This is a genomic window from Streptomyces macrolidinus (genome assembly GCF_023887685.1).
Taxonomy (GTDB): domain Bacteria; phylum Actinomycetota; class Actinomycetes; order Streptomycetales; family Streptomycetaceae; genus Streptomyces; species Streptomyces macrolidinus.
In genome coordinates this window covers 1-22,711 of the sequence record NZ_JAMWMR010000024.1, presented here as the reverse complement: position 1 = coordinate 22,711, position 22,711 = coordinate 1, and the positions used below count along the sequence as shown (strand labels likewise).

At 71.1% G+C, this 22,711-nt stretch carries 19 protein-coding genes and 1 pseudogene; 17 read left to right on the top strand and 3 right to left on the bottom strand.

The genetic code is table 11. The annotated features are described in order from the left end of the window. The first annotated feature begins 245 nt into the window (after positions 1–245). From NGF19_RS23305 to NGF19_RS23290, 4 genes are all read left to right on the top strand, one after another. Positions 246–2,303: an ABC transporter ATP-binding protein gene (locus NGF19_RS23305; protein ID WP_252427178.1), complete on the top strand. Its 2,058-nt coding sequence runs from the start codon at positions 246–248 to the stop codon at positions 2,301–2,303. Between the two features lie 72 nt (positions 2,304–2,375). Continuing rightward, positions 2,376–3,827, top strand: a complete 1,452-nt coding sequence (locus NGF19_RS23300; RefSeq protein WP_252427177.1) for an NUDIX domain-containing protein — start codon at positions 2,376–2,378, stop codon at positions 3,825–3,827. After that, a complete protein-coding gene (locus NGF19_RS23295; RefSeq protein ID WP_252427176.1) occupies positions 3,824–5,092 on the top strand; it encodes an NUDIX domain-containing protein in 1,269 nt (422 codons plus the stop codon). Before NGF19_RS23300 ends, NGF19_RS23295 begins: the two co-directional genes overlap by 4 nt. Positions 5,093–5,239: 147 nt before the next feature. Further along, positions 5,240–5,662, top strand: a complete 423-nt coding sequence (locus NGF19_RS23290; RefSeq protein WP_252427175.1) for a hypothetical protein — start codon at positions 5,240–5,242, stop codon at positions 5,660–5,662. Positions 5,663–5,675: 13 nt separating this feature from the next. Here NGF19_RS23290 and NGF19_RS23285 read toward each other — a convergent pair whose 3' ends face one another. Continuing rightward, positions 5,676–6,140: a hypothetical protein gene (locus NGF19_RS23285; protein ID WP_252427173.1), complete on the bottom strand. Its 465-nt coding sequence runs from the start codon at positions 6,138–6,140 to the stop codon at positions 5,676–5,678. A 309-nt stretch (positions 6,141–6,449) separates the two neighbouring features. On the opposite strand from NGF19_RS23285, the gene NGF19_RS23280 reads away from it, so the two are divergent. The 10 genes and pseudogenes from NGF19_RS23280 to NGF19_RS23235 all read left to right on the top strand — a co-directional run. After that, positions 6,450–7,637, top strand: a complete 1,188-nt coding sequence (locus tag NGF19_RS23280; RefSeq protein WP_252427171.1) for a DUF418 domain-containing protein — start codon at positions 6,450–6,452, stop codon at positions 7,635–7,637. A gap of 333 nt (positions 7,638–7,970) precedes the next feature. Beyond that, positions 7,971–8,801: an alpha/beta fold hydrolase gene (locus NGF19_RS23275; protein WP_252427169.1), complete on the top strand. Its 831-nt coding sequence runs from the start codon at positions 7,971–7,973 to the stop codon at positions 8,799–8,801. Between the two features lie 3 nt (positions 8,802–8,804). Continuing rightward, the gene (locus NGF19_RS23270; protein ID WP_252427168.1) at positions 8,805–10,061 is read left to right on the top strand and encodes a glycosyltransferase; all 1,257 of its coding nucleotides are present in this window, start codon (positions 8,805–8,807) and stop codon (positions 10,059–10,061) included. A gap of 48 nt (positions 10,062–10,109) precedes the next feature. Then, entirely contained in the window at positions 10,110–11,429 is a 1,320-nt protein-coding gene (locus NGF19_RS23265; protein ID WP_252427166.1) for a wax ester/triacylglycerol synthase domain-containing protein, read from the top strand. Positions 11,430–11,553: 124 nt separating this feature from the next. Further along, complete coding sequence (locus tag NGF19_RS23260; protein WP_252427164.1) at positions 11,554–12,477, top strand: ABC transporter substrate-binding protein; 924 nt, start codon at positions 11,554–11,556, stop codon at positions 12,475–12,477. Further along, a complete protein-coding gene (locus tag NGF19_RS23255) occupies positions 12,474–13,259 on the top strand; it encodes an ABC transporter permease (RefSeq protein ID WP_252427163.1) in 786 nt (261 codons plus the stop codon). Before NGF19_RS23260 ends, NGF19_RS23255 begins: the two co-directional genes overlap by 4 nt. Continuing rightward, positions 13,256–14,065 (top strand): ABC transporter permease, encoded by an 810-nt coding sequence (locus NGF19_RS23250; RefSeq protein WP_252427161.1) that lies wholly within the window; start codon positions 13,256–13,258, stop codon positions 14,063–14,065. Before NGF19_RS23255 ends, NGF19_RS23250 begins: the two co-directional genes overlap by 4 nt. Next, entirely contained in the window at positions 14,062–15,669 is a 1,608-nt protein-coding gene (gene mdlC, locus NGF19_RS23245; RefSeq protein ID WP_252427159.1) for a benzoylformate decarboxylase, read from the top strand. Before NGF19_RS23250 ends, mdlC begins: the two co-directional genes overlap by 4 nt. A 7-nt stretch (positions 15,670–15,676) precedes the next feature. Next, the gene (locus NGF19_RS23240; protein ID WP_252427157.1) at positions 15,677–16,477 is read left to right on the top strand and encodes an ABC transporter ATP-binding protein; all 801 of its coding nucleotides are present in this window, start codon (positions 15,677–15,679) and stop codon (positions 16,475–16,477) included. Positions 16,478–16,553: 76 nt separating this feature from the next. Then, positions 16,554–17,390: pseudogene (locus NGF19_RS23235) on the top strand (RNA repair domain-containing protein); the annotation flags it as partial. A 168-nt stretch (positions 17,391–17,558) separates the two neighbouring features. On the opposite strand, the gene NGF19_RS23230 reads toward NGF19_RS23235, so the two are convergent. Both NGF19_RS23230 and NGF19_RS23225 read right to left on the bottom strand, forming a co-directional pair. After that, a complete protein-coding gene (locus tag NGF19_RS23230; RefSeq protein WP_252427153.1) occupies positions 17,559–18,515 on the bottom strand; it encodes a hypothetical protein in 957 nt (318 codons plus the stop codon). Continuing rightward, positions 18,512–19,930: a phenylacetate--CoA ligase family protein gene (locus NGF19_RS23225; protein ID WP_252427151.1), complete on the bottom strand. Its 1,419-nt coding sequence runs from the start codon at positions 19,928–19,930 to the stop codon at positions 18,512–18,514. Before NGF19_RS23225 ends, NGF19_RS23230 begins: the two co-directional genes overlap by 4 nt. 497 nt (positions 19,931–20,427) lie before the next feature. Here NGF19_RS23225 and NGF19_RS23220 point away from each other — a divergent pair, with 497 nt between their 5' ends. From NGF19_RS23220 to NGF19_RS23210, 3 genes are all read left to right on the top strand, one after another. Then, complete coding sequence (locus tag NGF19_RS23220; RefSeq protein WP_252427149.1) at positions 20,428–21,204, top strand: PIG-L deacetylase family protein; 777 nt, start codon at positions 20,428–20,430, stop codon at positions 21,202–21,204. Positions 21,205–21,233: 29 nt separating this feature from the next. Beyond that, complete coding sequence (locus NGF19_RS23215) at positions 21,234–22,337, top strand: NUDIX hydrolase (protein WP_252427147.1); 1,104 nt, start codon at positions 21,234–21,236, stop codon at positions 22,335–22,337. 17 nt (positions 22,338–22,354) lie between these two features. Continuing rightward, the coding region (locus NGF19_RS23210) for an NUDIX domain-containing protein (RefSeq protein ID WP_252427146.1) at positions 22,355–22,711 on the top strand (357 nt) is incomplete at its 3' end.

Here is a 22,711-nt window from a genome sequence, read left to right as displayed (position 1 = left end):
GACCTCGGTGCGAGGGGCCCCGGTCACCACGACAGCACGACGCCTGCACGGAGCGGCGTAGACGTCGGGTTTCGGCCAACTCCGGCACACCGGAGCGCTCTTGCGGCACAAGGGCCGGTGCGGTGCGCAGCCGTCGCAACCCGCTCAGTACCGGGGTTCCCGGAGCGACCGAAATACATGTGTTCGAAATTCGCGCCGCGTCGTTGAGCCCGGAGACAGAACCGCGAGCGCCAGGGGGACCGACGTTGACATCGGCCGGAGAACGCCGTCAGGCGCGTAAGAACACGCGAGCCAAGGCGGTCGAGGACGGGATCTCGAATGCGGAGCGCGAGCTGTACGGGGGCAGGCTCCGCTACGACGAGTCGTTCGTACGCCACGAAGGGCCGCTGGCACGGCTGTCGTTCGGGCACATGGCAGCCGCGTTGCCGCGCATGGTGACCATGGTGCTGCGCACCGGATGGCAGACGGACCGCCGGGCGCTGACCGGTGTCGTGGTGTCCCAGCTCGGGCAGGGGGTGACGGCCGCCTGGGGGCTGGTCGCGGTCAACAGTGTCCTCACGAAGCTGTTCGCGAACGGCCCGACCGCCGACAAGCTCCATGAGGCACTGCCCTCGCTGCTGGTACTGGCCGTCACCGCGGTGGCGACGGCGCTGCTGTCGGCGTGGTCGACGGCGATGTCGGGCCGGTTGGAGCCGCAGGTGGAGCGGGCCGTGTCGGCGCGGTACTACACGGCCGTCACCGGGGTCGAGGTGGAGGCGACCGAGCGGCCGGAGGTCCAACGCGTCCTGGAGGCTGGCCGGTTCGGTACCGACTCCGCCCGCAACATGCTGCGGCTGTCGGTGGGCGTGGGCAGCGTGCTCATCGGCATGGCGGCAGCCGCGGTCGTCCTCGCGTCGCTGCACTGGACCCTGCTGCCGATGCTGCTGGCGATCGCGCTGCCCAAGGGGTGGGGCGCGGTCCGCTCCGCGCGCCGCGACTACATCTCGCGGCTGCACTGGGTCGACCACCGACGGGCGATCGCCTCGCTCCTGGCCTATCTGACCCGCCCGCACGCGGCAGGTGAGATCCGCGTGCACGCGGCCGGAACCAAACTCCTGGGCAGCTACGAGGAGATGTCGCGGCAGACCGAGGCCGAGCAGCGGCGCCTGGCACGCGCGCAGGCCTCCACGGACCTGGTGGCCGGTGGGTTCGCCGGGCTGGCGTCGCTCGCGTGCTACGGGCTCCTGTGGTGGCTGCTGGCGAGCGGTGGGCTGCCGCTCGCCGTGGGCGGGACCGCGGTCATTGCCATCCGCAACTCGACCTCGCGCCTGACCTCCCTCATCCAGCAGGTCAACCGGCTCTACGAGGAACTGCTGTTCCTCACCGACACCGAGTCGGCCATCGACGTGGCCACCGAGCACGCCATCCCGTCCACCGGCACCCCCCTGCCCGCTGCCGTGGACCACGTACGCGTCGACGACGTGTCGTTCACGTATCCGGGAGCCGACTCCCCCGCGCTGAAGGGGGTGAGCCTGTCGGTCCGCAGAGGCGAGGTGACCGCGCTGGTGGGGGCGAACGGCTCCGGCAAGACCACCTTGACCAAGGTGCTCGCCGGGCTGCTGCTGCCCACCGAGGGGCAGGTGTGGTGGGAGGACGAGCAGGGCGGGCGGGTCGAACTGCGGGAGGCGGACCGGACCCGGATCTTCGGGCAAGTGGGGCTGCTCGCACAGGACTTCCCCCGCTGGGAGATGACCGCCGCCGCGAACGTGGCCATCGGCGCGGGCGACCGCGTCCGGGACATGGACCGGGTCAAGGAGGCCGCCGGGGCCGCGAACGTCCTCTCGCTCATCGAGAACCTCCCGCACGGCTGGGACTCGATCGTGTTCAAGGGCTACGAGCGCGGGGTGCAGCTCTCGGGCGGACAGTGGCAGAAGCTGGGCACCGCGCGCAGCCTGTACCGGGGAGCGCCGTTCCTGCTTGTCGACGAGCCGACGTCCGCGCTCGATCCGCACGCGGAGATCGCGGCGTTCGAGGGGCTGTGGTCCCTGGCCAAGCAGGGGCACGCGGTCGTCCTCGTCACCCACCGGCTCGCCGCGACCGCCAAGGCGGACCGTATCTACGTACTCGATCAGGGGAGCGTGGCCGAAGAGGGCACGCATGATGAGCTGATGGCACGTCAAGGGGGCCTCTATCAAGGCATGTTCATCGCCCAGGCGGCCCAGTACGGGCTCACGGCCTCGCCGGGTGTATCGGTGCCCGGGGCCCGTCGCCCGTCTTCACCTGTCGAGGAAGACGCCTCACCCGTCGAGGAAGACGCCTCGTGAGACGACGGTCCTGGCTGCTTCCCCCTGGGGTCCACCCGTGCCCCAAGTCCCCGTCCAGTATGAGGAGATGACATGCCGCTCACCCGGTCCCACCTGCGCGAAACCGTCGATACGTATCTGGACCGGCATCCCCGGGAGCGCGCCGCCCTGGCCGAGTTGCTGGCCGCCCTCGACGGCCCCGGCGACCCGTACGACCGCGCGACCCTCCCCGGCCATGTCACATGCAGCGCGGTCGTCATCGATCGTGACCGGCGTGTGCTGCACATCGCGCACAAGGTGACCGGACTGCTGCTCGCTCCGGGCGGCCATGTCGAGGCGGACGACGGCTCGTTGCAGGTCGCTGCGCTACGGGAGTTGCGCGAGGAGACCGGGATCCGACCCGGTGCCCTGTGCCTGACCCCGCAGTTCCTCGGTACGCCGCTGGACATCGACATCCACACCTTCGACGCGAACCCGGCCAAGGGTGAACCCGTCCACCGGCACTACGACTTCCGGTACGTGTTCTACCTCGCGGCCGACCAGCCACCGGTGATCGAGTTACAGGAGGAAGAGGTGTCCGGGGCGGTGTGGCAACCGTTCGCCGAGGTCACGCAGCCCACGGTGCGCGCCAAGCTGCTGGACTCCTCGCTCGACGGCAGACCTGAGCCGGTGAACGCGTCCGCCCTGATCCACGACGGCCGCGGACGCTATCTGCTCCATCTCCGGGATCACTACGACGGCATCTGGGAACCAGGCGCGTTCGCGCTCCTCGGCGGAGGCCGCGAGCCCGGCGACGCCTCTCCGGAAGCCACGCTGCGGCGCGAACTCGCGGAAGAGACACCTGGGTTGGAGGTCGTCGACCTCAAGCCGTACGCGATGGAGGAGGAGACGAGCGTCGAGGGCCTCTCGGTGCCCATCCAGGTCTACTCGGGCCGCTGGAACGGTGACCCCGACGCGGTGGACCTGCACGAAGGCGTCCTTCTCCGGTGGTTCACCCCCGATCTGCTGGACCGGCTGCGCCTGGCTCCGTCCACGCGCGCCCTGATCCGCCGACACGCTGCCGAGCACGTTCCGGCCGACACCGCGCGCCCGTTGAACGGCACGGAGCTCCATGTCGTGGGCGTCCACCTCCACTTGGAGGACGACCAGGGCCGCCTTCTGCTCGGTCTGCGGCATCCCGACTCGGCGTACGCGGGGAGCGTCTGGCACTTCCTGGCCGGGCACTGCGAGCGGGAGTCCGCCGTCAGTTGTCTGGTGCGGGAGGCCGAGGAAGAGGCCGGTCTGGTCATCGATTCCGCCGATGTCGAGTTCGTCCACGCGGTCCACGTCGTCGGCTCCCCGGGCGCGCGGCCCCGTATGCAACTCGTCTTCCGGGCCCGGTCCTGGACCGGCACGCCCAGGGTGCTGGAGCCCGACCGGTGCGTGGAGTGGCGCTGGTGGGAGCCGCGAGAGCTGCCGACGGAGATCGTCCCGTACGCCCGCGTGGCCATCGAAGGGGTCCTCGCGGGCCGTGTGTACTCGGAGTTGGGCTGGGGTGAGGCATGAGCGGCACAGGCGGGGCGGGGCGGCACACCGAGCCGTTGGACGTCCATCTGATCCTGCGCCGGGAGACCGGCCACGGACCGGAGATCCTGCTGTCGCGGCGGGCCGGCGCGGTCTACGCTGCCGAGCTGTGGCATCTGCCGTCCGGGCATCTGGACGGCCCGCACGAGGACGTCGTCACCGCCGTGGTGCGTGAGGCGCGGGAGGAGACCGGCGTCGTCGTCGAACCGGCGGACGTGCGGGCCGCCGTCACCGTGCACCACCGGTCCCCGGCCGGTTCCTCCCGTACCGGGGTCTTCTTCGAGGTGCGACGGTGGACGGGGGAACCACGGATCGCGGAGCCGGACGTCTGCGACGCGATGGAGTGGGTGCGCCTCGACGCGCTGCCCGCCCCGATGGTCGCGTACTGCCGTGCCGGACTGGACGCCTACGCGGCGGGCGCACGGCTCGCGGTTCACTTCCAACTGCCCGGTGACACGATCGCCCACGACCCGGGAGCCGACCGTCTCCGCCTCGTGCCGCCCGTGGAGGCGACGGAATCCGACCCGACCGCACGCCCCGTGCCGCGTACTCAACTCGCCGTAAGGAGACGTCTCATGAACCGCGACATGGCCCCTGCCGACTCGTTGGCACCCGCCGAACCGTTCACCGCAGCCGACTCGTCGGCCGCGGCCGGGCGACCGGTGGTCCACGCTGCCGTGCCCGCCGACGCCGAGGGCATCGCGCGGCTGCGCGCCACCGACGAACCGGCCGTCCCGAGCGAGCGGGATCACGAACACGTCTGGATGCCGCCCGAGCAGTACGCCGAGACAGTGCTCAAGGCCACGGCCTTCGCGTGCCTCTACTTCACCGACGAGAACGACCGGCCGCTGCAGTTGCACTCCGTCTACTCCCCCTTCCACCCCTGGCAGTTGGTGGGCGGCACGATGGATCCGGGCGAGCGCCCCTGGCAGACGGCCGTGCGCGAGTGCCAGGAGGAGACCGGGCTCACGCCGTCCGGGCCGCCCCGGCTGCTGGCGATGGTCTACAGCCTGCCCGGCGCCGAATGGCCGTACAGCACGATGGGGTTGGTCTTCGACGGCGGTCGGCTCACCACGGCGCAGATCCGCGCCATCGTCGTGAACCCGCAGGAGCACGACGAGGTCCGGGTCCTGCCCTTGCCCGACTGGAAGGCGTTGATGCCGCCCCGGGACTTCGCACGCCTGAGCGCCGTGGCGGAGGCCCGACGCACGGGCGTGGCCGCCTACTTCGACGCCTGGGACTGGTGAAGCGCATGACCGGGGCATGCATGAGCGGGGCTCCGGACAGGACGCCCGCCCACCCCGTTCCGTCACCTTGATCGATGCCGGTGCGCCGCATAGGTTGGCCAGGTGAGGGGTGGAGCACGGGAACGGTGGAGGGACCAGCCGCGGTGGGTGCGTCGGGCCCTCGCGGTGTACGTGATCGGCTTCCTCGAGGGGACCTGTGCTCATGTCCTGGACCTGCTCAGGGGCGGGATCCACGTCTACGCGTCCTTCGCCCCGCTCCCGTTGCAGGTGTTCTTCGTCAGCCTGGCCGTCCTGGATCCGCTGGTCGTCGTCCTGGTGGGACTCCTACGGCCTGTGGGCATCTGGTCGGCCTGCGCGGTGATGGCGCTGGACGTCACCGCGAACTGGATCACCAACTGGCCGCAGGTGCGGGAAGACTGGACCTGGCTGCTGCGCCCCGTCGGGCTGCTCCCCATCACCCTCTTCGGCCTGTTCGTCCTCGCTTCGGCGGTGCCCCTGCGCCGGGCCGTGGCGCTCGGCACGGGAGTCCGTGAACCGGATCACCCGCTCCGACGCACCACGGCTCGCTGAGCGACGGGCCTCGTCAGAGGTCAGCGCAGACATTCCGGGCCGTTGCCAGCTCCTGCTTCACTTCCTTGCCGAACTCGAAGGTCCGCGCATGGAGGTCCTGCGCTCGCCGGACCGCTTCGGCGAGCGGCTTGTACTGCTTGTCACCCGCAGCCGCCGCCTGCGAGAGCGCACCGGCCGCGGTGAACCGGTTCACCGCGATCTCGGACTCCGGTCCCTTCGAGATGTACTTCGACTCGTCGAATCCGTCGAGGGCGCGGCACGCGTCGCGCGCGTCGTCCGCCGGGGCGGACCCCGTGGCGGCCCCGTCGCCACCGCTCAGGGCCCATGCCGCGCCCACGGCGCCCCCGCCGACCAGGAGACCCGTCACAAGCAGGGCGACCGGGACGAGGCCGGGGCGCCGGGGCGCCGCCGATGCCGGTGCCTGTGCCGGTGAGGCCGACGGGACGGGAGTGCTGTACTGCGGCTGCTGCGATGACATGTCCGCAACCCTAGGGCATGCATATGACAGGTCTCGGGGGAACTCCGGCGGCCTTGCGCGTGCCGGAAATGAGTCGAGTCACACCTTCTGCTCCATACCTCCTGTATCGCGATCCTTGCCGGTACCTTCGTAGTACACACGCCGATGGCTGTCCGTACTCGCTGTACTGCGGCACCGAGCCCGGAGGCGGCTCCGTGAGCAGTGGCACGGCCGTGGACACCCGGCGGGTGGGCCCCCGCCGCGTGGTGGGGGCGGCCCGTACATCCGCCGGTCACCCGGCGATCACACCCACTCCCACCTCTGGACGGCATGGCTCAGTACTCAGACGTCGCAGCTCCCGCAGTGAACGCGCCTGCCCCCGTACGCGACAGCGGGAAGGCACCCGCAGGCCGCCTGATCGGGCTGGACCTGGCGCGCGGACTCGCCGTGTTCGGCATGTACGCGGCCCATGTGGGTCCCGACCCCGAGCAGGGCGGTGTGACCGGGTTCCTGATGGAGCTGGCCCACGGCAGGTCCTCCGCGCTCTTCGCGTTCCTGGCGGGCTTCGCCGTCGTCCTCATCACCGGACGCGGCGCGCCGAAGACCGGGTCGGCCGGGCGCCAGGCACAGGCCAAGATAGTGATCCGGGCCGCGATCCTGCTGGGCCTCGGCACCTGGCTGACCGTGAGCGGCACCCCGGTCGATGTGATCCTCGCCTTCTACGGTCTGTACTTCCTGCTCGTGCTGCCGCTGTACCGGCTGGGCCCGGGCCCTCTGGCGGCGATCGCCGCGGGCACGGCACTCGTGCTGCCACAGGTCCTCTATGTCGTGCAGCAGACGATCGGTGACGACGTCCGCGCGCCCGGTGAGGCCGACGGCCTCGTCTCGCTGCTCTTCACCGGTGCCTACCCGGCGCTGTCGTGGGTCCCGTTCGTGATCGCCGGTATGGCCGTGGCCCGCCTGGATCTGGCGTCCACCGTCGTCCGGGCCCGCCTGGCCGTCACGGGTACGACCCTCATGGTCATCGGCTATGGAGGCTCCTGGCTGGCGCTGCACCTCCCCGGCGTCGCCGACGCCATCGGTGCGTCGGCGGGGGCCGGGGACGGGACGAGCATGTGGTGGTCGGACACCTCGGGTTCCCCGTCCGGGGACACCCCTGCCTGGCTGCTGGCCGCGTCCCCGCACAGTGAGACCACGCTGTCGATCGTGGGCAACACCGGTGTGGTGATCCTCGTCGTGGCCGTGTGCCTGGCCGCGGTGGACGCCCTCCCGCGGCTCCGGACCCTGGCCCGGCCGGTCATCGCGGTCGGTTCCATGTCGCTGAGCGCGTATGTCTTCCACCTCTTCGCCATCCGGTCCCTAGGCATCGAGGAGCTGCCCGGATCGCCCCTGCACGTGCTGGTCGGCTTCATCCTGGCCGCCATGGCGTTCGCGACCCTCTGGTCGCGCTTCCAGCGGCGCGGGCCTCTCGAATGGCTGATGACCAAGGCGACGGGGCTGGCGCGGTATATCCGCTGAGCGCGGAACTCGCACCGCCGCCCGCGAAACTCGCACGGCCGCCCGATCGTCGAGCGAATTCACTCAATACCGGACCGCCGAGCAAATTCGCTCAGCCGATGATCCTCATAGCACCTCCATATTCATCTCTGCATTCGACATCCATCTCTGCATTCGACGCGAGTAAGTGCCCTTCCGGATCTGGAATGATTGCGCAGAATTCGATGAGTAATGCCGAGCAATGGAGGTTCTATGAGGTCGGTGACCGAATTCGCGGCCGACCGGGACGGGAGCCCGGGTGAGGCTGTCGTCAGGCGACATCAGTGGGGTGACTTCCGGTGCGAGTCGCGATGCGTGCGCAGCAGGTCGGCGCGCGTCGCGCCGCTGGTGCTCGTGGGTGGCGCGTTCCAGACGAAGGAGAGCTGGGGGCGTCTGGAGCGCGAGATGCTGGGGTTCGCCGACGTCATCACCGTCGATCTGCCCGGCTGGGGAGCCAGCCCCGTCCTTCCCGAGCACTACGGAACCGACTTCCTGGCGGATGCCCTGGGTCACATGCTCGACGACCTCGGCCTGCCCTCGGTGAACCTCGTCGGAGGTTCGTACGGCAGCGCGGTCGCCTACCGGCTCGCGCAGCGGCGTCCCGGCCTCGCGGCGAAGATGGTGCTCGTCGGCACCATGACCCATATCCCGGACCAGGCGCGGGCCAGGATGTGCCGGAGCGTCGACCTCCTCACGGCCGGACAGACCGAGGAGTTCACCGATGTCACCCTGGGCCTGCTCATGAACGTCGACACGGTCGCGTCGGTGGTCGCGGGGGCGCGGGTGCGGCGGTTCCTGCTGCGGCGGCTGCTGAACCTGACTCCGCACGACAAGGAGCAGTTCATCGCCAACACCCGGCGTCTGCTCCGCCACGAAGGGCTCGACCTGAACGAGCCGCCCATGATGCCCGTGCTGGTCGCCGCCGGGGAACACGACAGCTTCACGACGCCCGGTCAGTGCCGCGCCCTCGCCGCCACCTGCGCCGACAGTTGGTTCGCGGTGGTGTCCGACGCCGATCACATGCTGCCGGTGGAGCGGCCGGTCGAACTCGTCGATCTGTTCATGCGGTTCCTGTGCGGTGAGCCGCTGGAGGCGCTCGAGTACCTCCGCACCGCCGAGCGGATCTCGCCGCTGGTGGCGGTGTGACGTATGAGGATCCAGATCGTCACGGTGGGCACCACCGGCTCCGTCGCCCCGTACACGGGCCTGGCGCACCGCCTCGCGGCTGAGGGCCACGACGTCGAGATCGCCACCCATGCGCGGTTCGCGACCATGGTGTCCTGCTGCGGTCTGCGTATGCGCCCCATGGAGGCGGATCCGTTCGAGGCTCTGATCACCGCGCACACCCGTCGCGGCGAGGCTCGGGGACGACGGCCGGACGTCCCGCTGAAGACGCTGCGCTCACTCCGCCAAGCCGGCGAGCAGGCCGCGCTCGCCCTGGTCGACGGGATCCTGACCGCTGTCGACCCCAAGGCCGATCTGGTCCTGCTGTCGACACTCGCGGCCCCGATCGGCTCGGTCGTCGCGCGGCACCACCGCATCCCGACGATGGGCGCCTTCCTCCAACCCGACGTCCCCAGCCGGGACTTCTCCCCCTGCTCCATGGCCTGGCGGCCACCGGGCCCGGCCAACCGGCTCCGCGCCAGGATCGCGAACACGGCGTTCGACGCCCTCTACGGTCCGGCCGTGCGCGCGGTGCACGGTCGTCTCGGGCTCGCCCCGCGCAGCAGCCGTCGACTGCGTACCGAGCGCGAGCGCGGCAACTGGCCGATCTGGCACGGCTACAGCCCCTCCGTACTGCCGCGGCCGGCGGACTGGCGCCCCGGGTCGGAGGTGGCGGGTTACTGGTGGGCCCACGAGTGCCCGCACTGGCAACCGCCCGATCTGCTGGCCGACTTCCTCGCCGCGGGGCCTCCTCCCGTCCTCGTCGGGTTCGGCAGCATGATGCCGGGCGACCCGGAGCGGCTCGGTCGGCTCGCGGCCGGTGCGCTGCGTCGTGCGAAGCTGCGGGGCATCGTCCAGTCCGGCTGGGCAGGGCTGGACGTGATCGACGACGACATCATCACCGTCGGTGCCGTTCCGCACAGTTGGCTGATGCCGCGCACCTCCGTGGTCGTCCATCACGCCGGAGCGGGCACCACCGCGGCCGGTCTGCGCGCGGGCGTGCCTGCCGTCCCCGTACCGGTCATGACCGATCAACCCTGGTGGGCGGCGCGGCTGGTGGGCCTCGGCGTGAGCGTGCGGGCCCTGCCCTACGCCGAGTTGACGGAGATCCGTCTGGCCGACGCGCTCACCGCAGCGACGCAGAGCGAGGCGCTGCGCCGCAACGCGGCAGCCGTCGCCCGTGAACTCGCGCGGGAGGACGGGGCCGGAGCCGTCGCGGACGCCCTCGCCCGCCGCGCCTGAGCATCGGCGACACAGCCGAACGAACGACCCGCAGACCGGGAGCCTTCCGTGTCACTCCACCCGCCCGCGTCCCCCCGCGCCGAGAAGCCCGGCTCCGACGATCCGACACGGATCGCGGCCATGCCGCCGTTGGACGCATGGCTCCACCGGCAGCAGAGCGGTGGCGCGGCCTGTATGACCGCCCTGTACGTGAGTTGGTTCGAGGGACCGGCACCCACGCTGGAGGCGCTGCGCGCCCGAGCGCGTCAACGTCTCCAGCCGTTCCGGCGGCTACGGACCCTGCCCCACTCCCTCACCGACGACAGAACCGGCATCGACAACTGGCCGCACTGGCGGGAATCCGACGAACTGGATGTCGAACACCACATCACCGCCCCCGGCGACATGAGCCCTGCGCCACTGAAGCTCGACCGACTCCTGGCGAAGCCACTGGATCACGGGCGCCCACCCTGGCAACTGCACCTGCTCCCGGCCGAGAACGGGTTCGCCCTCCTGCTGCGGGCCCATCACGCGCTGCTGGACGGCCAGTCCCTCCGTACCGTGCTCTACGCGCTCCTGGACACCGGCCCGTTGCCGGAACCGGCGCGCGCCGCACGGCAGGAGCGGGTGTCGGTCGCACCGTCCGCACCGTCGCTCGGCAGAAGGGTCGCGTGGGCGCTGGACGACCTCTTGCCCAAGGGACGGCCGTTGCCGTTCCACGGTCCCGTCGGGCCCCGTCGTGACATCGCCTTCAGCCGCCTGCCCCGCGAGGTGCTGACCGCTGCGCGCGACGGCCTCAAGACAGGTACGAGGGCGTCGAACACGGCGGTGTTCCTCGCCTCGGTCGCGGGCGCGCTCCAGGATCTGGGGCTGACCGGTCGGTTCCCGGGGCTTCCCGGGGTCTGCGCCCTGGTCCCGGTCGATGTGCGCACCGCCGCGCAGGCGGCGCTGCTCGGCAACCACTACGCGACGGTCCGTCTGCCGCTGCCCACCCACCGAGATCCGTACCGGCGGCTGACGGCCATGGAGCAGCGCATCCGCGGAGCGCGCCTTCACCAGCGCGCGAACGCCCAGGCGGACGTGGTCTCTTCACGACCGCAGCGGTTCACGGCCTTCGGCACGGCCGCGGGCCGATACGTCGACTCTCCCCGGTACTTCTCGCTGTTGTGCAGCAGCGTGCCCAGCCCGCCGGGAGGTTTCACTCTCGGAACCGCCCGGCTCACCGCCGCGGCGGCCCTCCCGCCGCTGGGGCCGGGCCATCCGCTGGCCGTCACGATGACCCACCACCACACCGGAGCCGTCCTGAGCGCGGTCACCGACCCCGACCGCCGGCTCGCCGAACCGCTCGCTGCCGCTGTCGACGAGCAACTCCGGTACCTGGCCGGGTGAAGGCGGCCCGTACCTGTCGTACGAGCGACGCGCCGACTGTGGCGATCACCGTCATGTCCCTGATAGACAGGAGGTTATGACGTTACGTCGGTTAAGGACGGAAACGACAAGGACGGCGGCGGCCGTGGCGGCACTCGCGTTGCTGGTCGCGGCCTGCGGGGCCGGCGGCTCGGGTGGGGCCGGTGACGGGAAGGGGGCCCAAGTCACCGTGGCCGCCCTGCCGTTGACGGACTCGGCGGCGCTGTACATCGCCCGGGACCGCGGCCTGTTCGAGAAGGAGGGGCTGAAGGTCCGTATCCAGCCCGTGCAGCAGAGCATCCAGGCGCTGCCCGCCCTGTCCAAGGGCCAGGTCGACGTGATCGCGAGCGCCAACTACGTGACGTTCTTGCAGGCGTACGAGGAGGGCGCCCTCGACATACGCGTCCTCGCGGAGGGCGTACGGGTCGCTCCGCACATGATGGACGTGCTGGTGCCGAAGGACTCCCCCCTCAAGACCGCCGCCGACCTCAAGGGCAAGAAGGTCGCGGTCAACATCCTCAACAACATCCAGACGCTGACGCTGAACGCGATTCTCGAGCAGCAGGGGGCCGGTGGGCCCGTCTACCGGCAGATCGCGTTCCCGCAGATGGGGCCCGCCCTGGAGAAGGGCCGGGTCGACGCGGTGCATGTGGTCGAGCCCTTCGACAGCGCGATCCAGGACAGCTTGCAGGCCCGTGTCCTCGTCGACGGCGGCGCGTCCCCCGTCGAGTCGCTGCCCATCAGCGGATACGTCACCACCGCGCGGTACGCGAAACAACACCCGGACACCGCCGCCGCGTTCCGGCGCGCGATCGAGGCCGCGTCGAAGATCGCGCACCAGGACCCGTCCGCCGTACGCGAGGAATTGCCGAAGTACGCCAAGGTGTCAGCGGCGCAGGCGAAGTCGATCGGACTGCCCGCCTATCCGGCTGCCACGGATCCGGGCCGACTGCGCCGCCTGACCGAACTCATGCGGAAGCAGGGACTGTTGAAGAAGGCCGTGAACCCGTCGACGCTGCTCGTCAAGTGAGTCGGCGCGGCCGTCGGGACGTCGGACTCGGCGTCCTCGGCGTACTGCTGGCCTTCGGCGCGTGCGAGGCCGTGTCACGAGCCGGGATCGTACGGCGCACGTATCTGCCGCCCGCGTCCGAAGTCCTCGCCCGCGCCGTCGAGTTGGCGGGAGACTCCGCGTTCCTCGACGGCATCGGTGCCACGGTGCGCGCCTGGGCGCTGGGGCTCACCCTCGCCTGTGTGATCGCCGTGCCGCTCGGCCTGTTGCTCGGCAGCGTGCCCGTCGTGGAGGCCGCGATGCGCGCGATCGTGGAGTTCCTGCGGCCGTTGCCGTCCGTGGCTCTGATCCCGCTGGTGTCGCTGCTGCTCGGTTCCGGCACCCGGACCGAGGTCACGCTGATCGCCTACGCCTCGGTATGGCCGATCCTGTTCAACACGATGTACGGCCTCCGTGAGAGCGAGCCGCTGGCCAAGGACACGCTCCGCGCCTTCGGCTTCGGACGGGCCGCGGTGCTGTGGCGGGTCGAACTGGCCGGTGCGGCACCGTTCATCGCCGCCGGTGTCCGTATCTCGGCGGCCGTCGCGCTCGTACTGGCCGTGGCCACGGAACTGCTGTCCGGGTTCGGCGAGGGCCTCGGCATCTTCATCGCGCAGGCCCAACTGGCCACGGACGGCACGCGGGACGTGCTCGCGGGCGTGGTGTGGGCAGGGGCGCTCGGCCTGGTCGTCAATGGCGTACTGGTGTGGGGGGAACGGCGGTTGTTCCCGTGGGCGCCCGAGCGGCGCGCGGTGCGGACGTGACGACCGTGCCGTCGGCCGGGCCGACGCGGCCCGCGCTCGGTGCCCTGCTGCGCTGGCCGGTCCTGGCCGTGGCCGTCGGTGTCTGGGAGTCTGCGGCACGGGCGCGCGGCAGCGTCTTCTTCCCGCCGCCGTCCCGCATCGTGCGGCACGCCTACGACCTGTGGTTCTCCGGCCCGGTGAGTCATCTGTTCCTCACCGACGCCGCGTTCGACACCATCGGGCCGAGCCTCGGCCGGATGGCGACCGGTTTCGTGCTCGCCGCCGTCGCCGGGATCACCCTCGGGGTGGCGATCGGCCGCTCCCGGCGGGCCTGGGCGCTGTGTGATCCGGTGGTGCAGTTCGCGCGTGCCGTTCCGCCGCCCGCCCTGGTCCCGGTCTTCGTCGTGGTCCTCGACTTCGGTACGCCGATGCAGGTCGCGTCGATCGTGTTCAGCGCCGTATGGCCGATCCTCGTCAACACCGCGGAGGGCGCCCGCGCCACGGATCCGCTGCGGCTGGACGTCGCCGCCGTGCTGCGGCTCACCCCGGCCGAACGGCTCCGGTACGTGATCCTGCCCTCCGCGCTGCCCCGTGTCTTCGCCGGGCTGCGGCTCAGCCTGTCGCTCACGCTGATCCTCATGGTGTTCTCGGAGCTGCTGCCGGGCACCGAGAACGGCATCGGCTTCCTGCTCACCGACGCCCAGTCGCGTTCCGACCTGCTCACGGTCTGGGCGGTGCTGGTACTGCTCGGCGTCTTGGGTCATCTGCTCAACACCGGCTTGCTGGCGGTCGAGAGGCGGCTGCTCGGCACAGGGAGGAAGACGTGACGACGACAGTCCTGGACGCGGTCGTCCGGCTGCTGCGCGACACCGGCATGACCACCGTCTTCGGCAACCCGGGCTCCACCGAACTGCGCATGTTCCGCGACTGGCCCGACGACTTCACCTATGTCCTCGGGCTGCAGGAGTCCTGCGCCGTGGCCATGGCCGCGGGCCACGCCCTGGGCACGGGGCGCGCCGCGTTCGTCAGCCTGCACTCGGCGGGCGGTGTCGGTCATGCGCTGGGCGCCGTCTTCAACGCGTACCGCGACCGGGTGCCGTTGGTGATCGTCGCCGGTCAGCAGGCGCGCTCCCTGCTCCAACTGCGCCCGTTCCTCGGCGCCGACGAACCCGACCGGTTCCCGCGCCCGTACGTGAAGTCCGCCCGCCAGCCGGACCGGGCCGCCGATGTGCCGGCCGTCCTCGCCGAGATGCACCGCATCGCGATGACGCCTCCGCGCGGGCCGGTGTTCGTGTCCGTCCCCGAGGACGACTGGGACCGGGCGGCCGGACCGGTCGAGCCCCGGACGGTGCACAGTGGGTTCACCGCCGACCCGGAAGCCCTCGCCGCGCTCGCCGACCGCCTCGCCACCTGTGCGCGGCCCGCGCTGGTGATCGGCCCCGGTGTGGACGACGAGGCCGTGCTCCCGGAGGCGGTCGCGCTGGCCGAGCGGCTCCGCGCGGCCGTGTGGATCAGCCCGCTGTCCGGCCGCTCCGGGTTCCCCGAGTCCCATCCGTTCTTCCAGGGCTTCCTGCCGCCGGTCGCGGGCCAGTTGGCGGCGCGTCTGGCTCCGTACGATGTCGTGGTGGCGCTCGGGGCGCCCGTGTTCACGTACCACGTGGCCGACGACAGCCCCCCGCTCGCGCCGGGCACCGCGCTCTTCCATCTGGACTGTGATCCGGTCCAGGCGGCGTGGCTGCCGACGGGCACGAGCCTGATCACCACGCTGCGCCCCGCCCTCGCGCGGCTCACCGAGCTGGTCGGCCGGTCGGACCGCGAACCGCCCCCGGCCCGCGGGCGGCCCGCGCCGGTGAGCGTGAGCGCAGGCCTCACGCCCGAACTGGTCCTGGCCGAGCTGCGCCGGCGCCTGCCCCGCGACCGGGTGCTCGTCGAGGAGGCCCCCAGTCACCGGGACGCGCTGCACGCGCGCGTGCCGGTCGATCTGCCGGGCGGATTCCTCACCACGGGCAGCGGTGCGCTCGGCTGGGGCCTCCCGCTGGCCGTGGGCCGCGCGCTCGCCGACCGGCGGCGGGTGGTGTGCGTGCTGGGCGACGGTTCGGCGCTGTACTCGGTGCAGGCGCTGTGGACGGCGGCCCGGCACCGGGCGCCGGTCACCTTCGTCGTCCTCGACAACGGCGGGTACGGGGCGGTGCGCGCGCTCGGCCGTCGGATCGGTGTCGCCCCGGTGCCCGGCACGGACATCGGCGGCATCGACTTCGCCGGGCTCGCCGCGTCGTTCGGCTGCCCGGCGCACTACGCGGACCGCCCCGGCGACCTCGGCACGGCCCTGGACCGCGCGGTGACCTCGCTCGGCGACGACGACGGCCCCCACCTCCTCCATCTGCGTGTCAGCGGCAGCGAGGGTGTGCTCTACGAACCGTGGGCGAGGTGAGACCCGGATGCTCCGACTCGACTCCCTGAGCCAGTCGTACGGCGAGCACCGTGTCCTGCGCGATGTGTCGCTGAGCGTGCCGGACGGTCAACTCCTGTGTGTCGTCGGCCCGTCCGGCTGCGGCAAGTCGACGCTGCTGCGCACGATCGCCGGGCTGCTGCCCGTCCGCGAGGGCGCGGTCACGATCGACGGCACGTTGGTTACCGGTGTGCCGGACCGGCTCGCGGTCGTCTTCCAGGACTACGGCCGCTCGCTGCTGCCGTGGCTCTCGGTCCGCGACAACGTGGCGCTGCCGCTGCGCCGTCAGGGCCTGCGCCGGGCCGAGCGGCGCGCCGAGGCCGAGCACATGCTGGAGCGCGTCGGCCTCGAGGCCTCGGCCCGCCGCTCCCCCTGGCAGCTCTCCGGCGGTATGCAGCAGCGGGTCGCCATCGCGCGCGCCCTGGTCGTACGCCCCTCTCTGCTGCTCATGGACGAGCCCTTCGGCTCCCTGGACGCACGGACCCGCGAGGACCTGGAGGACCTGCTCCTGGAGGTGCACCGCACGGACGGCGCCACGATCGTGTTCGTCACGCACGACATCGACGAGAGCGTCTACCTCGGCGACCGTGTGGTCGTCCTCTCCGCGGGCCCGGACTCCCGCGTCGCCCGTGACCTGCCGGTCGGACTCCCCGCACAGCGCGACCAGATCGCGACGCGGGGCCTGCCGGAGTTCGTGGCGCTGCGGGCGGAGGTGGGACGGGCGGTACGGGCACCGGCCCGCGCCGCGGTGCTCGGGCCTGCCGACGCGGAGCCCGAGCAGGCCCGGTAGACCGGTAGGCCGGCGGTGGAATCCATGACCCTGAGCGCCCAGGATGGTGACCAGCAGAGGGTGGAGAGGGGTCGTGATGCGTACCAGCGACGAGATCTATCACCAGGTCTGCTGGGACCCGAGGTTCGATCCGGCCCGGTTCGTGCTGGGGATCGGCCAGCGCGGGGGCACCGTCGAACGCATCCCGCTGCCGTCCTTCGTACCCGGCGGCGACATCCCGTGGCACCGGGTGGTGTTCATCGAGGCGGACGGCGAGGTGGTCTGGGACCGGGCCACGGGCGTGGACCGCGTCGACCGGTCGGAGGCGGGCCGGGTACGGGACGCGCAAGCGGACCCGGGCACCGCCGCGAGCAGCGGCAGCAGCAAGCCCGTCGGCGTCCTCGATGTGTCACCGACCTCCCGTACGGCGGTGGCCTGGATCCCGCCCGCGGAGCTGTGGCCGCCGATCCAGGACATCCGCCGGGACCACGACCCGCAGATCCACCGGTGGCCACCGCACGTCAATGTGCTCTTCGGCTTCGTACCGGAGTCCGACTTCGAGCGGGCCGCCCCGCTGCTCGCGGCGGCGGCGGCCGAGACCCCGGTCTTCACGACCCGGCTGGAGGGCCTGCGTACCTTCCGGCACCGGGCGTACTTCACCGTGTGGCTCGATCCGACGGCAGCCGGAGAGGCGCCGTGGGCGGGCCTGTACCGCTCGCTTCAGCAGCGGTTCCCGCGCTGCGTCGGACACGCCGAGCACTTCACCCCTCATCTGTCCCTGGGCCGGACCCGGAATCCGCGCCGCGTCACCGCCGACTGCGCCACCCGGCTCGACGCCATGACGGCCACGGTGTGGGAACTCGTCCTGCTCTCACGCAGAGGAGACGGACCGATGCGGCCACGGGCCACGGTCGCCCTGCGCACGGGCGAGGTCCGGCGGCTGCCCGAGCCCGGACCCGACGCACCGGGCCCGGAGGACACGGCTTGGCTGTCGGCGGTCACCGACAGATGAGCCCTGGAATTCACCCCTGACACCCCTGACACACATGACACACATGACGCGCATGACGCGCATGACGCGCATGACGCGAATTACACGAATTCATGAGCGAATTCCGGCGCCCGCCCTCTCCTGTTCGCCATCCCCGCCCGCCCTCTCCCGTTCCTCATCGGCCTCGCTCGACGTGACGCGCGCGGGCGGGCGGACCTCGATCATGCGTCGTTCCGGGCCGATGCGGCGCAGCGCGAGGTAGCCGATGAACGCGGCCGGGCCGAAGAAGATCTGCGCGGGCACGATCTCCGGAAGGTGCCCGGTGAAGGCCTCGACCGTGATCGGCGCCAACGTCGGTGCCAGCGCGCCGAACACGGCGACCAGGCAGAGGGCCACGGTCAGCCCCCGACGTCCGTACGCCTTGTACGCCACGGTGCTGAAGAGTGCGTAGACCAGGAGGTCACCCATGCCCACGACGCCGCCCAGCTCACCGATGCGCACCCCGGCCGACGGGGCGAAGGCGTAGCCCTGGACGGCGCCGAACAGCTTCTGGGTGAGCGGTACGACGGTGGCGAAGAAGAGGTCGTAGACGGCGAGGGCCAGCGCGAAGCGGGAGACGTGCCGCAGCTTCAGGCCGCCCTGGGTGTTGAGGTTGGCGGCGCCGACCACCATCAGCATGATGACCGCGCTGTTGATCAGCCAGTACGGCAGGGCGTGGGTGGGGTCGTCCTCGGCGCCGCGCGCGGTGATCCAGTCGGCGGCCAGCAGACAGAGGATGATCGCCCAGCGCATCGACCCGCGCCGTACGACCGCCCCGTAGCCGACGCTGAGCCCACCGGCCAGGGTCAGTCCCAGGACGGGTGGCAACAGCCAGTCCGGGAGGGCGAGATAGAGGAAGGGCAGCGCGATCACGAAGCCCATCATGATGACCATGTCTTTGCCGTTGAAGACGCCGACAGCGGGGCGGGGCAGCGTGACCTTGCGGAAGTAGCCGACCGAGGCGAGCGAGACGCCGAGCGCGATCGCGAGGGTCACCAGGACGAAGAACACGTTCTGTGCGGTGGTCATACGGCGCCCCCGAGGGAGGAGAAGCTGTGCTCGAGCAAGTCGCTGCGGTAGCGCCGCAGTCGGGTGCCGTCCACCGGTACGACATCGACCGTGACGTCCATGCCCGCGTCGGCGAAGTACCGCGCGATGCCGGTCGTCTCCGGGAGCGAGGAGGCGGCCACCTCCACGTGCAGCCGGCCGTCCACCACGTCGGCGCGGTAGCGCATCGGCCAGCGGGCGCCGGGCAGTGCGTCGAGGACCTCGACGATGTCGCGCGGGGTCACCGGGCCGTCATGGGTGCGCAGCACATGGTCCGCCTTGCCGAGGATGTGCGAGGTCGCCGGTACGTTCCGCATCTCGCAGTCGAGCGGCGCGTCGGGGAGTTGGCGCACCAGGTCGCGGGTGTCGTAGCGGAAGACCGGCATGCACTCCCGGTAGGGGTAGAACGGGGTGGCGACGATCGTGCCGAGTTCTCCGGGCGCGGCCTTGCGTCCGGTGTCGAGATCGCACACCTCCACCAGTCCGACGCCCGCGTCGATATGGAGATGCCGCTGTCGGCAGATCGCGCCCGCGACCGGGGAGATCTCGGTCATGCCGTAGAGGTCCTCGACGGTGGCGCCGAAGGTCGCCTCGGCGGCGGACGCGAGGGTGGCTGAGAGTACTTCGCTGCCGACCGTGATGGTGCGCAGCCGGAAGTCCGCGGGGCCGAGGCCGCGTTCGCGGGCCAGGCGGACCAACTGCGCCAGATAGCTGGGGTAGGTGACCATCAGCGTCGGTGCGGCTTCGTCGGTTCCCGCGGTGACGTCGAGTGTCTCGGCGGGAGGTATCAGCCCCACCATCCGGATCGTCGCTCCGGCCATGCGTGCGACCTGCATCTCCGTGTACGCGGTGCCGGTCGCCCGGGAGCTGACGTTGAACTGGATCAGGTCGGTGGTGCGGATGTTGCCGCGCAGCACCTGGGAGAGGGCGACGAGTGAGGGCCACAGGCGCTCCTCGTAGCGGGAGTACCAGACCTCGGTGGGCCGGCCTGTCGTGCCGGTGGTGCGGGAGGCGAGGAAGGGTTCACTGCACAGGAAGTCCCGGGACCGCTTGACCAGGTCGGTCTTGGTGGTGACGGGCACGGTGTCGATGGTGTCGAGGTTCAGCGCGGCCGGGTCGACACCTGCCGCCGCGAAGTGGTCGGCGTAGAAGCGTGACTTCGCCGCGAGGCGCTTCGCGGTGCGGCGCAGGGCCCTGTTCGCGAGGTCGGTGCGCATCTGCGCCTCACCGGAGGAGGCGCCGTGCAGCAACTGTTCGACGTCCTCGCCGGGTGAGCCGAACTCGGCGAGTGTGGCGAGCGCGTCGGCTACGAGGCGCTCGGCGGAGCGCACGTTGATCGGGCGGCCGAGCACCATGGCCAGCGCCATCCGGAACTGTCGTATCCCCGCGTCGAACATGGTCCCTTTCCCGCCCTCACCCCGCTCCCCGGTCCCGTCCCATGGTGGGGTGGACGACCTGGCCGCCCACCCCACCCGCGGGTCAGCTGACGCAGAAGCTGAAGAGCACCGCCGTCATCGAACCCATGACGTACTTCGTGTGCTTGAGCGTGGAAACAATCGCGGACATACGAAACCCCCTGTCTCGTCCGTAACTGAACCCCCACCAGTCAGCGGAGGCACACCGATGCTCAATCGCACAACTTCCCCTGTCAAGGGTCTTCCAAATGATCAACCACCCGCCATCTTCGTTACCGCACATTCAATTGACATATGCTTACTGCGAATTCACGCAAACGATGATCGAACTTCCCCAGCTTCTCGCATGGTTGGATCCGTCGTCAGCGAGCGCGTCATGTGCTGGGGCAACCGGTCGGTGAACGGCAAAACGAATGTGTGCCACGGAAGCCCCGAAGCCGCCATCATCTGAGGACCCGTCCAGTGGAAGGAGACGCTCCGTGACGCTGCCCTCTCCCCCGTCCTTGCTGGGTGTGTTCGCCCATCCCGACGACGAGTCCTTGCTCGCGGGTGGCGTGCTGGCCCGGCATGCCGCCCACGGCGCCCGCACCGCGGTCGTCACCACCACATGGAGCGCGACCAGTCACCGTGCTGCCGAACTCGCCGACGCCCTGCGTGCGTTGGGCGCGGGTGAGCCACGCATGCTGGGTTACGCCGACGCCCGCAACCCGACCTCCGCGCCCGGACGAACCCGCCTCTGTGACGCGCCGCTCGACGAACCTGTCGGCCTTCTTGTGCGGCACGTACGGGAGTTCCGCCCCGACATTGTCGTCACCCACGACGCGCTCGGCCAACTCACCGGCCACCCGGACCACCGCCGCACACACCAGATCACCCTCCTCGCCCTCGAAGTGGCCGGACTCCCGCACGTGTACCGGGAAGCCGGGGAACCGTGGCAGCCCCGAGCGCTGTACGCGGGTACTCACTCCGACAGCGGGGTCGGTCAACTGGGGCCACTTCTGACGGGGGTTGGAAAGAGCCTGCTCTGTGTTCCGGACGCGTACGTGACCACGGTCGTGGACGTGGCGCCGTGGGTCGGTGTGAAGTGGCGCGGGATCCTCGCACATCAGAGCGAGGTCGCGCGTGAGCGGTCGCTGCCCGGTATCCTCGCCCGCCTGCCCGAAGCAACCCGCCGCGAGATCATCGAGACCGAGTACTTCACCCGGCTCACGCCTGGCCCCGTCCCAGGCGATCCGCATCAACTGACCGCCACCTGACCACCGCCTCACCGCCTGATCGGAGAGACATGACCACAACGCCCTCCGCCTCCGCCTCCGACGAGCTGCCCGGCACCTCGATGACCGACGAGGACTACGGGGCCCTGCGCGCCTCCGCCTCCCTGTGGTCCGGCACCTCCGTGCTCATCACCGACCAGCGCGGGCAGGTCCTCGTCGAACACGTCGACTACCTCGATACCTGTCTCCTGCCGGGCGGCGCCGTCGACAAGGGCGAAGCCCCCTCCCACGCCGCCGCCCGCGAACTGCAGGAGGAACTCGGCGTCACCACGACCGTAGAGCGCGGCCTCGCCGTCGACTGGGTCTCCGCCGACAGCTTCGACGCACCGAGCGCCATGCGGTTCCCCGGCGAGATCCTCTACGTCTACGACGGCGGCACCTGGACCGACGCCCAGATCGCCGCCGTCCGGCTGCCCGACCACGAGATCGAGGCCATCGAGTTCGTCGAACCCGCGCGCCTGCCCGACCTCATGACCCCACGCGACGCCCGCCGAGCCCTGTCCGCACTGCGGGCACGGATCAACGGCGGCGGTACCGTGCTGCTGGAGAACGGCCTCCCGCTCGCCCCCACCGTCCTCGACAACACCCGTGTCCTGAGCACCGCCCGGCACTCGCGCCACTACCCCTTCCATCCGGGCCCGGCCCCGGACGGCCTCACGGTGCGCCAGTCCTGGGGCTGGCTGTTCGCGCCGGACGGCCGCGTCCTCGTCCTCCTCGGGCCCCACAACGGCTGCGCCTGCCTCCCAGGAGGCACACCCGAACCCGAGGACCACGGCGACCCCGTCGCCACCCTGATCCGCGAGGCCGCCGAAGAGACCGACGCCCGGCTCGGCGAGCCGCTGCTCCTCGGTCATCTCACCGACCCGGCCGAGCCGTACGCACGCGTCCGGTACGCCGCCGCCCTCACCTCTGTCGGACCCGTGCGGCCCGACCCCGCCACCGGCTGCACCTACGTCCGCGTTCTGGCCACCCCGGAGCAGGCCGCGGAGCTCTTCGACTGGGGTCCGTCGGCATCCCACCAACTCGCCGCCGTGCACCGGGCCCGCGAACGTCTCGGCATCCCCAGGGCCGCACGCCAGCCCTTCACCGAACTCACCGACCCCAACGCCTGGTAGATCCACGGGAGATGCCCTTGAGCGCCGACTGGCTGCCGCCCGCCGAGTACGTGGCCATGCTGCCCAAGGCCACGGTGTACGGCTGCTTCTTCGTCACCGACGAAGCCGACCGCCCGATCCAACTGCGCGCGGCGCGCGATCCGAACGTATGGCAGTGGCCGGGCGGGAACATGGACCCGGGCGAGACACCGTGGGACTGCGCGGTGCGTGAGGGTCTGGAGGAGACCGGCCTGTGCCTCGCCGAGACGCCTCGGCTCCTCGGTGCGCACTTCCTGACCGAGCGGATCGACTGGCCCGCGCTCAAGCTCGGCCTCGTCTTCGACGGCGGCCGGCTCACCGCCGAGCAGATCGACCGCATCGTCCTGGACCCGGCC

Excerpts from the sequence above, each read along its gene's own strand:
- NGF19_RS23300 (WP_252427177.1), top strand. The coding sequence starts at position 2,376 with ATGCCGCTCACCCGGTCCCACCTGCGCGAAACCGTCGATACGTATCTG.
- NGF19_RS23295 (WP_252427176.1), top strand. The coding sequence starts at position 3,824 with ATGAGCGGCACAGGCGGGGCGGGGCGGCACACCGAGCCGTTGGACGTC.
- NGF19_RS23285 (WP_252427173.1), bottom strand. The coding sequence starts at position 6,140 with ATGTCATCGCAGCAGCCGCAGTACAGCACTCCCGTCCCGTCGGCCTCA.
- NGF19_RS23280 (WP_252427171.1), top strand. The coding sequence starts at position 6,450 with ATGGCTCAGTACTCAGACGTCGCAGCTCCCGCAGTGAACGCGCCTGCC.
- NGF19_RS23270 (WP_252427168.1), top strand. The coding sequence starts at position 8,805 with ATGAGGATCCAGATCGTCACGGTGGGCACCACCGGCTCCGTCGCCCCG.
- NGF19_RS23240 (WP_252427157.1), top strand. The coding sequence starts at position 15,677 with ATGCTCCGACTCGACTCCCTGAGCCAGTCGTACGGCGAGCACCGTGTC.
- NGF19_RS23230 (WP_252427153.1), bottom strand. The coding sequence starts at position 18,515 with ATGACCACCGCACAGAACGTGTTCTTCGTCCTGGTGACCCTCGCGATC.
- NGF19_RS23225 (WP_252427151.1), bottom strand. The coding sequence starts at position 19,930 with ATGTTCGACGCGGGGATACGACAGTTCCGGATGGCGCTGGCCATGGTG.
- NGF19_RS23215 (WP_252427147.1), top strand. The coding sequence starts at position 21,234 with ATGACCACAACGCCCTCCGCCTCCGCCTCCGACGAGCTGCCCGGCACC.